This is a genomic window from Algoriphagus persicinus, assembly GCF_035156415.1.
GTDB lineage: Bacteria > Bacteroidota > Bacteroidia > Cytophagales > Cyclobacteriaceae > Algoriphagus > Algoriphagus persicinus.
This window is the reverse complement of record NZ_JAYEEY010000032.1, coordinates 10509-23342: the sequence shown is the minus strand read 5'-3', so window position 1 is coordinate 23342 and position 12834 is coordinate 10509. Positions and strand designations below refer to the sequence as shown.

General features: G+C 42.8%; 9 protein-coding genes. 3 read left to right on the top strand and 6 right to left on the bottom strand.

Translation table 11 applies throughout. The annotated features are described in order from the left end of the window. Window positions 1–170: 170 nt before the first annotated feature. The 6 genes from U3A58_RS19155 to U3A58_RS19130 all read right to left on the bottom strand — a co-directional run bounded on the left by U3A58_RS19155 (window position 171) and on the right by U3A58_RS19130 (window position 8514). Window positions 171–1238, bottom strand: coding sequence for a DUF3500 domain-containing protein (locus U3A58_RS19155; RefSeq protein ID WP_323826011.1), 1068 nt, complete (start codon window positions 1236–1238; stop codon window positions 171–173). A gap of 210 nt (window positions 1239–1448) precedes the next feature. Next, the gene (locus tag U3A58_RS19150) at window positions 1449–1655 is read right to left on the bottom strand and encodes an EthD family reductase (RefSeq protein WP_323826010.1); all 207 of its coding nucleotides are present in this window, start codon (window positions 1653–1655) and stop codon (window positions 1449–1451) included. A 205-nt stretch (window positions 1656–1860) separates the two neighbouring features. Further along, window positions 1861–3159, bottom strand: coding sequence for an APC family permease (locus U3A58_RS19145; RefSeq protein WP_323826009.1), 1299 nt, complete (start codon window positions 3157–3159; stop codon window positions 1861–1863). A 161-nt stretch (window positions 3160–3320) separates the two neighbouring features. Then, a complete protein-coding gene (ggt, locus tag U3A58_RS19140; protein ID WP_323826008.1) occupies window positions 3321–5018 on the bottom strand; it encodes a gamma-glutamyltransferase in 1698 nt (565 codons plus the stop codon). 396 nt (window positions 5019–5414) lie between these two features. Beyond that, window positions 5415–7271, bottom strand: coding sequence for a heavy metal translocating P-type ATPase (locus U3A58_RS19135; protein WP_416377315.1), 1857 nt, complete (start codon window positions 7269–7271; stop codon window positions 5415–5417). Between the two features lie 130 nt (window positions 7272–7401). Next, window positions 7402–8514 (bottom strand): DmpA family aminopeptidase, encoded by a 1113-nt coding sequence (locus U3A58_RS19130; RefSeq protein WP_323826006.1) that lies wholly within the window; start codon window positions 8512–8514, stop codon window positions 7402–7404. Between the two features lie 607 nt (window positions 8515–9121). Here U3A58_RS19130 and nth point away from each other — a divergent pair. Genes nth through U3A58_RS19115 form a run of 3 tightly spaced genes read left to right on the top strand, consistent with a single transcriptional unit; the run spans window position 9122 to window position 12788 of the window. After that, the gene (gene nth, locus U3A58_RS19125; RefSeq protein ID WP_323826005.1) at window positions 9122–9793 is read left to right on the top strand and encodes an endonuclease III; all 672 of its coding nucleotides are present in this window, start codon (window positions 9122–9124) and stop codon (window positions 9791–9793) included. Beyond that, window positions 9793–11568, top strand: a complete 1776-nt coding sequence (asnB, locus tag U3A58_RS19120) for an asparagine synthase (glutamine-hydrolyzing) (RefSeq protein ID WP_323826004.1) — start codon at window positions 9793–9795, stop codon at window positions 11566–11568. The genes nth and asnB overlap by 1 nt, the downstream gene beginning before the upstream one ends. Continuing rightward, window positions 11565–12788 (top strand): glycosyltransferase family 4 protein, encoded by a 1224-nt coding sequence (locus U3A58_RS19115; protein WP_323826003.1) that lies wholly within the window; start codon window positions 11565–11567, stop codon window positions 12786–12788. The genes asnB and U3A58_RS19115 overlap by 4 nt, the downstream gene beginning before the upstream one ends. The last annotated feature ends 46 nt before the right edge of the window (window positions 12789–12834 follow it).

The following is a 12834-nucleotide window of genomic DNA, read 5'->3' as shown; positions in this document are numbered from 1 at the left end:
TAAGGATAGGATAGTAGAACCATTCTATTCAAAGTAATCCCAGAGAATATATCAAAAAGGGATCTATCCTAATTGAGAGGTGAAATACGCCAAAACTCCTATAAATGACAGGGTATTTTTTGATTGTCTGACAATTGATATCCAACTGTACCTGATGTTGGCTGAGGCTTTCAATGTTGGTGTGCCAGACGGTGTTGTCTTAGTATATCTTCGCCAAAGTCATTCCCATTTTCTCTCCAAATCGTGTGAATATGATTGGCATTGTCCAGGAAGCCTACATTGTCGTATTCGATGATGAAGTCTGGACTGTGAATCATGTAATAATGAGCTTTCATAGGCTCATAGCTACCGATCCAAGTGAAATAGACTTCATCTATTCCGCGGGCATGAAGGATAGCTAAGTACTCCTCAGCTTTTGGGTGATCTAGATTATTGACATATTCCTCGATCAGGTAATGAAGAATTTTTTGCTGGTCCGGATTCAACTCTGATCCTTTGATGCCATTAAATTCACTGATCCACTGATCACGTGCTGGGCTCGTCAGAATGTCTCCGGGTACTTTTTCGCTCAGTGTTGCCTTGGCTTTTTGACCTTCATCTAGTGTATTCACAAACCAAAACCCGTAGTCCTCCTCCTTGCTCAAGGGGCGCAATCCTGCATACTGGGTCACTTCTACTACTGCGGGGTCGGAGCCAAGAAATACAGGTGTCATCGAGAATTCATCTCCCGAAACTGTCAAATTGATAGAAACATGATGCCCTTCGAATTTCAATCCCCAAATGTCATCTGCTGCAGGATCTCCCAGAATTGCAATGAAATAATTGCCGTAATCCCAATCCAGCGTCCGGATCATTTTGATCGTGTTTTCATTCATCTGGGCTCGCTGATAAGCGATCTCCATGATTTCATGTAAAATATCATCGACTTGCATGATAGTGAAGACTTTCAGGTAGCCCTGAGAGCTGAAAATAGCACTCAGAATCCGATGGAATTTGATCTTGCTTTCTTCCGAAAGCTCACCAAATTTCAACCCGCTTCTTGGGGCTAAGCCAATCGGTAAATTGGTCCATTTTGTTCGTATCGTATCTGAAAAGTCAAATTGAACTAGTGCTTTTTGTGCTGTGGGTAAGGTCTCTAGGAACACTGAAGTCACCTTAGCCAGATCCTTGCTATTTTGGGCGAAAAGTAGGCTAGAGGTTAGAAATGTAACTAGGATCAGGAAAAATAATTTAGCCATAATGGACATATTTTGGGTAGGCAGGGATAGCCGGGTACGTTATAAAGTCTATCCTCTAAATCTAGTATGAAGAAAGGTTTCGATTTTTATGTTGAAGGGTTTTCTTTTGGAAAGTTAACCAACCATTCCTACCAAAATCTTAAATCTGCCTGAAGCAAAATTTGGAAGATCTGCAGCAGTAGCTTGCCCTTCAGCCGAGTCCATTGATTTTTAAAGAGCCTCAGGACTTTCAAAATAGAGTTCTGCTAAACGATAATAGGCTGGATTGGACCCATCAGTCTCAGGGAGAAATTTCGTCACTTCAGCTTTGACCACACCATTTATTTTACCCATAAGTGGCATGTGAGTGGGCGCATAGTAGCGTTCAAAAGCGGCAGGATCTTCAGGCTGAATATAGAGAACTGTTAATTTGATCATGATTTTTGGGTTTGGAAAGTTTACTATTTAATCTAATATAGAATTTTCTCATCCGAAAAAACGCCTTTTAAAAGGCATTATATGTTTGTTAAAAAACGTGGTTTTCTGACTCAGCCTGTCTTCCCATCCCCGTCAATGTCCTTTCCTGATTGCTCTTTCTACGGTCGGAAGCATTTAGTCAGTATGGCGCACCGCGAATGTCACCCTATTTTTTTCCCATGGAAATAAGCTTCATCAAGTAGTAAATCAATGTCAGCACGACAATAAATACAAGGATTCCTACCTTCTCATATCCCGTCAGGTTGGAAAGGAAAAAGAGAATAATTCCAGCCGAAAGAATTGGTACAGTATAGCCAAACGGGATTTTGAAATTTCCAGAATCGGTATTCTCCATCTTCCTAAGCTTGATTACTGATAGAGCTACGCCAAAATATACCAAAAGCATACTGGCTGAAGCGATGACTGCCAACTGCCGAAAGCCGCCAACAGCAGCTAGGGTAAAACCAATACCCGCGTAAAGCAAAATCGATAAATAGGGAGTTTTAAATCGAGGATGGATAGCCGCTAATTTATCCAAAGGAATAATTCGGTCGCTAGCCAAGCCAAATAACACTCTCGGCAAATTCAAAATCTCTCCGCTCAGCATCCCAAACATAGATACCCCCGCAGTGATTAATAGCAGTGTGAAGCCTATTGGCCCAAAAACAACATTAGCAACGGACGCCAAAGGTGCTTCCTTAAAATCTGGCAATTGATCTCCCAAAACACCCTGTGCAGTAGTCTGAATTAGAATATACAGGATCAAGACAAAGGATATTCCTATGAAAATAGCTTTTGGAACTGTCTTCTGAGGATTTTTGATCTCACCCCCAACAGTTAACCCTGCATCACCACCCTGAAAAGCAAAGAAAAGGATCAGAGAAGCAGCACCGAAATTCTTGAGAGAGGTTGCATTCTCTATATATAAATTAGCCAGCGAAACATCCTTCCAACTGAAAAATATCAAGAGTATCAACGGGGTTAATTTTGCGACTGTATTGACTTTCACCAAGCCAATCCCTAGCTTGACACCGATTACATTGAGGTAAGCTAATCCCCCAAAAATCAAAAACAAAAGTAAAACACGGATGATTTGATTAGTGAAAACAGGAAAAGCTAATCCTATTAATTCTACCAATGCATTTGCAACTGCAGCATCTGAAAAAGCACTTCCCATCACCATGAATACAGCTGCCAAAAAGCCCGTATAAGGGCCAAAAGCTGTTTCCACATAGGCATAAGCTCCTCCTGATCGGGTTACCTTGCTCCCTGCCTCTGCGAAACACAGCATCACTAAAGCTATCAGAAACCCACAGAATAGGTACACAAAGATTCCTGAGGCACCCATGATCTCGGCAACAATGGCCGGCAAAACAAAGATTCCTGCACCGACGATGATATTTACGATGTTAGCAGAGAGTCCCCATACACCGATTTCTCTCCTTAATCCTGTTTCTTTTTCCACGTTTATATTTTATTCAGTGTAATTCCGCTACTATAAAAACTAAACTAATACATGATTTGAGAATTTCCTTGGTATTGTGGCCACTTCGGTCTCCTGTCCTCGGTCTTCCTGCCGGGTAAGCAAAGAAATTTTGGTGACTGGCATTATTTCGGATGATTCTATTAATATCCTCTAGCTCCTCCGTCTTCACTTGAAGAATCAGAAGCTCCGGTAAACAGTTTTGTAGATGCATCATATGTGATGCCCATCAGCACGCCAATATTAGTAGTTGGCGTAAGTGTATGCCCCATTTTCTCCAGAGCATCTCGGGTATCCGGTGAAAGTAAATATCGCTCGTATAAAATACGATCTGGCAACCACTGATGATGAATTTTCAGGGCTTCTATGGCACGATCTATTCGCATATCATAAGCCAAAACATTTAAAACCGTCTGGAAAACCGTATTGATAATCGTCCTTCCTCCCGGGCTACCTATCACCAGGTATGGTTTTCCGTCTTTTGCCACTATGGTAGGGGTCATGCTGGATAACATTCTTTTTTCTGGAGCCACTAGATTAGGGTCAGAGCCGATTTGGCCGGTTGTGGTGGTTTCGCCAGGGACGGGGTTGAAATCGCCCATTTCGTTGTTGAAAATAAATCCAAGTTTGGAGGAGCCCATTTTTACCCCATAGGAATTTTCCAAGGTATAAGTCATGGAGATGGCATTTCCATCTTTGTCCACCACAGAAAAATGTGTGGTATTATCTCCACCGTAAGGATGACTGAATTGAGCCGGATCTGAGATAGAAGCTTTGGTCAGGTCTAGATTTTCAAATCGCTTTTTTGCAAAATCCTTTGAAAGTAATCTATCCAAAGGCATATCAAGGTTGAAATCCGGATCTCCTAAGTGCTCTGCCCGATCAGCATATGCTCTTCTCATCGCTTCAGCCACCAAATGCACATAAGCGGTAGAGTTGAATTCAAACTCGGAAATATTCGCCACTTCCATGAGATTCATCATTTCTATCAAGGCAACTCCTCCGGAGCTGGGTGGAGGCATGGAATAAATATCGTAACCATTGAAGGTGCCTTTCACAGGCTCACGCTCTACGGCTTCATATTTTTCTAAATCCTCTTTGGTGATGATCCCTCCATTTGCCTTCATGTAATCTTCAATTTCCTGAGCGACTTCGCCTTTGTAAAACCCATCCCGACCATTTTTCTGTATCAATCTCAGGGTTTTGGCAAGTGCTGGCTGCTTCCATGTTTCACCAGGTTGCACGATTTCACCATTGTCACCTCGGAAATAATTTTTCATAATATCCTCTGAAGGATTGCGATCGGTTATTCTTTGCGCAGCAAGGTATAAGCCCCAAGTCATTGTAAATCCATTCTTGGCTAAATCTACTGATGGTTTGACCAAATCTGCCCAAGGCAACTTACCATACTTCTGATGCGCTTGATAGAGTCCTGCGACCGTGCCGGGAACGCCCACAGCCAACAATCCCTGGTGGTTAGCATTGTCTTTGATCTTACCATTTTCATCTAAAAATATGGTTGGACTAGCTGCCAAAGGCGCTTTTTCACGAAAATCAAAGGTGGTCACCTCACCGGCAGAATTTAGGAAAACGAGGAAACCTCCCCCACCGATATTTCCCGCTTCTGGATGAGTCACTTCCAACGCGAAGGCCGTCGCAACGGCAGCATCGATGGCATTTCCTCCTTTTTTCAAAATATCAACTCCTACCTGTGAGGCGATGACATGGTCGGATACCACCATTCCATTTTCAGCATAAGTCTGGGCATGAGCATAACTGATAAAAAATATAAAAATCAGTAAATAGGCAAATGCTGCCTTTCCGGTAAAGTTAATTTTCATGTGATTATAATTGTTTTTTAAAGGTCATACGGGATCTCGCATGGTAGAAAATCATCCGGATGTGTGACGCCTGCGACATGCTCGATATCATCTGTTTTAAGATGGTTTAGTAGTTTGAGTAAAAATAGGGGAAAATGCCGCATCATTGCTAAGAGTTCTGATAAGTGAGATTTGAATGCCTTGATTCAAAAAAATAGTGGTAGAGCTTAGGATCAAGAGTGAAATATACGCCTCACCTACCTATAATTCTACAGCTTTTCTAGAATTGCTCTCAAAAGCAGTCGTGTTTTCATTATTCTTTGTCCTGGTCATTTTATAGTGAATGTATATCCGCTTTTTTGCAAGAAGGAGACAAAAGTGTAAACCAAAATCAGGCAAGGTCAAGGCAACTTATGGTTAAAACTTCATTCTCTGAATCCGTATGGCATTCAATATTGCAAGCAGCGCCACTCCCACATCTGCAAAAACGGCCGCCCACATGGTCGCCATTCCTAGTGCTCCCAGAATCATCACCATGACCTTCACACCAAAAGCAAAACCAATGTTCTGCCAGACTATTTGCTTGGTCTTTTTACCAATAGAAATTGCCATGGGGATTTTACTGGGCTTGTCATCCTGAATTACCACATCCGCAGTCTCGATGGTAGCATCACTCCCCAATCCTCCCATCGCTATCCCAACATCCGAAATAGCTATTACAGGCGCATCATTGACCCCATCGCCCACAAAGGCCACAGTTCCTTTTTGTCCTTTGATCTCCTTGACCTTTGCTATTTTATCTTCTGGAAGCAAATCACCAAAGGAATTGGGAATGCTCAATTTGTCCGCCACAAACTTGACCACATTGCTTTTGTCACCACTTAGCATCGTGATACCAACTCCCATTGACTTCAATCGATCAACAGTCTGCTGGGCATCAGGTTTTATACTATCTGCGATGGTCAAGTAACCGGCAAATTTCCCATCGTAGGCTATCGCAACTAAAGTGTAAACTATGCCGGAAGGATCAATGGAATAGGGGATCGAAAACTTATCCATCAGCTTGAAATTCCCCACCAACAATTCTTTGCCTCCCACTTCTGCCTTCATACCATGACCGGCAATTTCCTCTATATTTTCTAAGATAATGCCGGAATCAATTTCACCCACCTGCTCCTTAATCGCAGTAGCAATTGGATGTGTACTCTTACTCTCCAGCGCATTGGCAAAAGCGAGGATTTTTATGTCCTCAAATGCTGGCTGAAGATGTACTTCCTGCACCCGAAACACTCCTTCAGTCATCGTCCCGGTTTTGTCCATCACGACTTGGCTGATTTGTGCAATACTGTCCAAGAAATTACCACCTTTGAACAGAATACCATTTTTGCTGGCAGCTCCTATTCCTCCAAAATAGCCTAAAGGAATGCTGATCACAAGACCACAAGGACAGGAAATCACCAGGAATATCAGGGCGCGATAAAGCCAATCACTGAATACATAATTGTCCACAAAAAGGAATGGGATAAAGCAAATCCCAAGTGCTAGAAAGACCACGATTGGGGTATAAATCTTGGCAAATTTCCGAATGAAAAGCTCGGTGGGTGCCTTTTGCGCAGTCGCATGTTGTACCAATTCTAAGATTCTGGAGAGCTTACTGTCTGTGTAGGATTTCGTCACTTTTACCTGAGAAACGGTAGCTAGATTGACCATTCCTGCAAGTACTTCAGCACCTTTTTGCTTGGTGTCTGGCTTGCTCTCTCCTGTCAATGCTGATGTATTAAATGACGCTTTGTCCGAAAGTAACACCCCATCCAAACCAAGCTTTTCCCCTGCCTTCAATTGGATGATGTCTCCGATCTTTGCATGGGCAGCTCTGATCGTTTGGGTAGAATTTCCCTGTAAAATCGTTACTTCATCAGGTCGTTGATCTAGCAAAGTTTTGATGTTTGTTTTTGCTCGGCTCACTGCCATGGACTGAAAAACTTCCCCTACTGAATAAAATAACATCACCGCAACGCCTTCTGGATATTCTCCAATCGCAAACGCGCCTACGGTAGCAACTCCCATTAACAGAAATTCTGAGAATACGTCCCCTTTCAGAATACTTCCCCAGGCTTCTTTCAAAACAGGAAGTCCTACAGGCAAATAGGCAAGTAAATACCAACTAAGTCTGAGCCAGCCTTGAAACCAATCCTGGGGAAAAACATGGTCAAAGCCCAGTCCCAGTAGCATCACTACAAATGAAAAAATGGCTGGCGCAAAGAACCTCAGCATGCGCTCATCCTTCGTATCGGAATGATCTGGATCATACCCATTCTCGATTGATTGGCCATCCGGATTGATTTGCTCCTCTATAGCACAACAGTCTTTATCTTTTACTTCCACTTAGCTTTTTGGTTTAGTTTTAGTTCATCCATTCCATGACCTGCTCCACAGGGAGTTTTGAGACGGTATGCCCATCCTTGCCGGTCATAGTCACTGCTGCGAAAAGGGAATTGATAATCGCTTCTTCCGTAGCCTCTATCACTCCCAAAAATAAGGAAGTCATATCGTCATTTCTTATAAATTCTGCTGCTTCAAGCGTTCCATTTTCAGCAGCGTAAGGAACCCGAAGTCCTTCTGCAGTGCTGAATGCAATCACATAATCTCCCGATCCATTAGAAGCTATTCCTCCTGTTTTCGCCAAACCCATGATGGCACGCTTGGCCATTCGCTCCAGATTCCTATCGAGAACCGGCGCATCAGTGGCCACCACGATCATGCAGCTTCCGTCGGATTTTTCCATGGCATCTCTGAAAGGATACCTGCCCATTTTCTCGCCCACTGCCACGCCATCTAGCTGTAGATTCCCACCGAAATTGGTTTGAACCAACACCCCGACAGTATATCCTCCCAAACTCTCAGGAAGTTTTCTCGATGAAGTTCCTATTCCGCCTTTCCAGCCAAAGCAAACCGTCCCTGTTCCCGCACCCACATTTCCTTCCGTGACTTGCCCGCCGGTTGCAGTTTTGATGGCTTGTATTACTTCCGCAGCAGAAATATGCATTCCACGAATATCATTCAGGTATCCATCGTTTGTCTCGCCGACTACAGCATTGACGGATTGGACATTTTCATTCCCTGCCTGCCCCAAAGAATAGCGTACTGCTCCTTCTACACCAGCGGCCACACTTAGCGTATTGGTGAGTATTATCGGTGTCTCGATGTTGCCGAGCTCCTGCACCTGCGTCACTCCAGCCAACTTACCATAGCCATTTCCCACGTAGATAGCTGCGGGGACTTTTTGCTGAAAAATATTTCCACCATGGGGCAAAATTGCTGTTATTCCTGTACGGATATTGTCTCCTTCTATTTTGGTGAAATGACCCACTTTCACTCCAGGTACGTCAGTGATGGCATTCAGAGTACCTGAGGGAAGCACACCAAAAATAATCCCTTTTTCACGCGGTCTTTCTTGAGAGAATAAGTAAGAATGAAATAAAATGAAGCATGCAAATAAGAGAGATAGGTGTTTCATAGCAGACAGTTTCCCGAATTTAATCTTTATGTCATCACCAAAAAACCAGTTAGCCATGCATTGTACTTTATTTATATTTCAAGAGTATTCTATTCTATACAATTTTGAGTTTTAATTGGAAATCAGTTTAGATTCTATAGGATAATCCGCAATGACATAATTCCTTTGCTTATCAGGCGGGAAGACCCCCGACCGCAGGCTGTAAGGGATGACGGGAGACCGAAGCGACGTAAATGATAAAGTTCACCAAATCCTTTGTTGCTGTCGTCACTTTACTGGTAGAAAAGCAGATATGCATAAAATTCTATGATCTACTGAGGTACAACTATTATTCAACCTAATTTTTCTCTAAAAATGGGATTGAGGTGAGCATCTTTTAAATTAGCATTTCGCTAAGTGGGCATTTATTAATTAGGGTTTCACAAAAAGACGAGGAAACTCGTGTCTCGCTACTTCAGAGCTTTTATCGATGGATATTTGCTTTAAGCTGGCCTTTAGTAACATAGGCTTTCAGCCCTTTAATGCAAACGAGAGCTAAACAAAATATCAACTAGTGATCACCGCGTAAACCTTTGTGTTCCCCCGTGGTTAAAAAACCTTCTAAAAAATGCTGAAAAAAGAAAGATACCATGCCATCATCAAGCACTTCCGAGAGAATATGCCGATTGCTGAGACTGAGCTTCAGTATGATAATCCCTTTCAGCTCTTGGTAGCAGTCGTGCTTTCAGCCCAGTGCACAGATAAGCGGATTAATATGGTCACTCCAGCTTTATTCGAGAAATTCCCTGAGCCTGAGTTTTTGGCCGCTTCCAGTTTTGACGAGCTTTTTCCATACATCAAGACCGTATCTTATCCGAATAATAAAACCAAGCATCTCTTAGGTTTGGGGAAAATGCTTGTGGAGGATTTTGGAGGCGAGGTTCCTTCTACTGTTCCAGAGTTGATCAGACTACCCGGGGTGGGAAGGAAAACTGCCAATGTGATCACTTCTGTCGTATGGAACCAGCCCAATATGGCAGTGGATACGCACGTTTTTCGTGTTTCGAAAAGACTAGGTTTGGTCTCTCAAACGGCCAAAACCCCTTTGGAAGTTGAGAAACAATTAATCAGACACATACCCAAAGAATTTGTGTATATCGCGCATCACTGGCTGATTTTGCATGGTAGGTATGTGTGTCTGGCGCGGCGCCCCAAATGTGATGAATGCGCGCTGACACATCTATGCAAGTATTTTGAGAAGAATCAGGGCAAATTGACCAAAGTCGAAAATTATAAGTAATGTGTGGAATCCATCTGATCTGGGGCAAAGGCGCGAACAAGGAGGCGATTGACGTCATGCTAAAGCAAAGCCAACATCGAGGCCCAGATCAGCAAGCTAGCTATAGTCCCTGGCCTGGCCTGTGGATGGGAGTGAACCGGCTGAAAATTCTGAATACCGGTACTGAAGCAGATCAGCCATTCATGGCTCCTGATGGAAGATCCTTACTTGTTTGGAATGGGGAACTATACAATTATCAGGAAATCAGAAATATTCTGCTAAAGATGGGCATCACCTTTATCACGCAGTCAGACACTGAAGTTGTTTTACATTTTCTTAGGGTTTTCGGGACCAAAGGCTTGGATAAACTTCATGGAATGTTTGCCTTGATCTTTGTCGATTTGAACGATCAATCTCTAATCGTAGCCCGCGATAGCAATGGAGAAAAACCGCTTTATTATGTGCAAACCCCAGAAACACTGGTTCTTTCTTCGGAATGCGGCAGCCTCCAAAGTCTTAAATCTTCCGCCATTGATGCTAGGCAATTTGAGCCGTATTTCTATTTCAGAGCGCCTACACCCGGCAACACATTTTTCAAAGGTGTCCATGAATGGAAACCTGGGCGATTCAGTAAGATATTTAATCACTCGGCCTTTCGATGGGATCAGATCACAAGTAAAACTTCGCTTGGCCCTGAGCCAACATTTGACAGCTTCAAAGAGACGCTCACCGAGGCCGTATTAAATCAATTTCGCGCAGACGTCCCTGTAGGAATTCAGCTCAGTGGAGGAGCGGATAGTTCGCTACTCTATGCACTTTGGTATCGGAAAACGTGCACAGTTTTACCTTCATTTACCATCCAGGTGGAAAAGAAATTTCAGCAGAAATATTCCGATGGGAATGCAGCAAGCCGATTTACAAAGCTGGTCCCATCTAATCATCACCTCATAGAAATAACTCAAAATAGCTTTTGGGCAAACTGGGATGAATACTTGAAATCCGTAGATCAACCAATAGGAGATTCAGCGGGGTTTCTTAATTGGATGATAGGAAAGGAAGCTAAAAAGTCTGTGAAAGTGCTGGTTTCAGGAGCTGGTGCAGATGAGCTTTGGGGAGGATATCAGCGGCATAAAGCCTTTGATGCTTACCAAAAGTATAAGAATGATCTGCTAAAATTCCAGGGTTTTTTGGAGCAACTCCCGCTTGGGTCAAGCATTCAGAAGTTTATTTCAGCGATTGATCCCGATTCACACAGGACCTTTCTGAATTTCTTTGGCTTAGATAGCATTCCCACAGATCTTGCCGAAGATTACATTAGGATTTTCAATATAAATCTGCCGGAATACAGCCAAATGCTAGATTTTGATCGGCAAGTTTATCTGGTGCAGGATGTGTTGAAAATCCTCGATAATGCCTTGATGGCGCATAGTATTGAAGGCAGATCACCTTATTTGGATAGCTCCATGCTGGAAATGTGGAGAAATGTGAAGAACGAGGAGTTGCTGAAAGGCAAGCCTTGGATCAAGCAATTCCTGAAAGAACTTGATCTTACATGGATAGCAGAGCGTAAGAAAATGGGGTTTGGATTGCCTTTGCAAGAATGGTTTGCAGAGGATGGACAATTCTCCAAACGTATTTTCAGCGCTATCAAAGCATTCGAGAAAAGCCATGGAGCATATTTTCCAGCTAAAATGAGATTACTAGCAGCAAAACCTGAACTGGGCACAAAACGTCATTTTTTAACACTATATAATCTATTTCTTCTGGCAGAATGGGTGAAATTGCATAAACTATGAGGATCATTTACATTCATCAATATTTCAAAACCCCAGCCGAAGGGGGTGCCGTGCGCTCTTATCACTTGGCCAAAGGATTGGTGGATGCAGGTCATGCAGTAGAAATGATCACTGGGGGAGAGCAAACCGGCTATGATCAGCATTGGATAGAAGGAATCAAGGTGCATAGTGTACCAGTGAAGTATGATCAGAAATTTGGTTATTTCAAGCGTATTTTATCTTTTTTGAGCTACGTTCGCCAAGCTAAAAAATTGATAAAAAAGCTCGTAAGACCTGATTTACTTTATATTACTTCTACGCCTCTGACCACCGGCTTACTTGGTCTTTGGTCCAAAAGAACCTTAGCTATTCCGTATATTTTTGAAGTAAGAGATCTTTGGCCGCAGGCACCTATAGAAGTGGGGGCAATCAGAAATCCCCTGCTGAAACGATTCCTGATTTCCTTGGAGAAAAAGATCTATCAGCAAGCCCTAAGTTTGGTAGCATTGTCCCCCGGAATTGCTGATCACTTACGAAAAGTCACTCCCAAGCAGCAAATTCATTTGATTCCAAATTTCTCAGATTTGGATACATTTTACCCAATGAAGAAAAGTGAGAATCTCCTTCAAAAGTATGGGTTAACCGATTCCTTGACTATTGCTTATACTGGGGCTTTGGGCCAGGTAAATGCCGTAGAAGAACTCTTATATCTAGCTGAAATGGCTAAGAAGCGCGGTAAAAATTGGCAGTTTCTAATCATGGGACAGGGTAGTCATGAGGCGCTACTCAAAAGGATCACCTTGGACAGGTCACTTACTCAAGTTCATTTCATCCCTTTTGGCTCCAAAGCAAAAGTCAATGAGGTTCTTAATTTGGCTGACTTTGCATGGATATCTTTTGCGCATTTGCCAGTGCTGAAAAGCAACAGTCCAAATAAGTTTTTTGATGCCATGGCTGCCGGCAAAGCCATATTGGTCAATCATAAAGGGTGGGTTTACGATTTGGTGAAGAGTCATCAACTTGGGTTTTCTTGCCTCCCTTCAAAAAGAGGATTAGCTTTTTCTAAGCTGATGGAAATAGAAGATAGCCCTCAAAAGCTGGTATTAATGGGGCAGAATTCCAGGAATTTAGCGGAGCAGCATTTCACCAAAGAACACGCGGTTTCTCATTTGCAACATGTCATTGAGCATGGTAAAAATCTGCCATGTACTCCTGATGAATTCATCATTTTGACCGGATGAGTTCGCTTTTCCTCAATTAGGATGTGGAATGGAATTCATTTTTATT

Bases quoted from the DNA above. Each gene is read 5' to 3' on its own strand.
- nth (WP_323826005.1), top strand. From the start codon at position 9,122: ATGCTGAAAAAAGAAAGATACCATGCCATCATCAAGCACTTCCGAGAG.
- U3A58_RS19155 (WP_323826011.1), bottom strand. From the start codon at position 1,238: ATGGCTAAATTATTTTTCCTGATCCTAGTTACATTTCTAACCTCTAGC.
- U3A58_RS19150 (WP_323826010.1), bottom strand. From the start codon at position 1,655: ATGATCAAATTAACAGTTCTCTATATTCAGCCTGAAGATCCTGCCGCT.
- asnB (WP_323826004.1), top strand. From the start codon at position 9,793: ATGTGTGGAATCCATCTGATCTGGGGCAAAGGCGCGAACAAGGAGGCG.
- U3A58_RS19115 (WP_323826003.1), top strand. From the start codon at position 11,565: ATGAGGATCATTTACATTCATCAATATTTCAAAACCCCAGCCGAAGGG.
- U3A58_RS19130 (WP_323826006.1), bottom strand. From the start codon at position 8,514: ATGAAACACCTATCTCTCTTATTTGCATGCTTCATTTTATTTCATTCT.
- U3A58_RS19135 (WP_416377315.1), bottom strand. From the start codon at position 7,271: ATGCTGAGGTTCTTTGCGCCAGCCATTTTTTCATTTGTAGTGATGCTA.
- ggt (WP_323826008.1), bottom strand. From the start codon at position 5,018: ATGAAAATTAACTTTACCGGAAAGGCAGCATTTGCCTATTTACTGATT.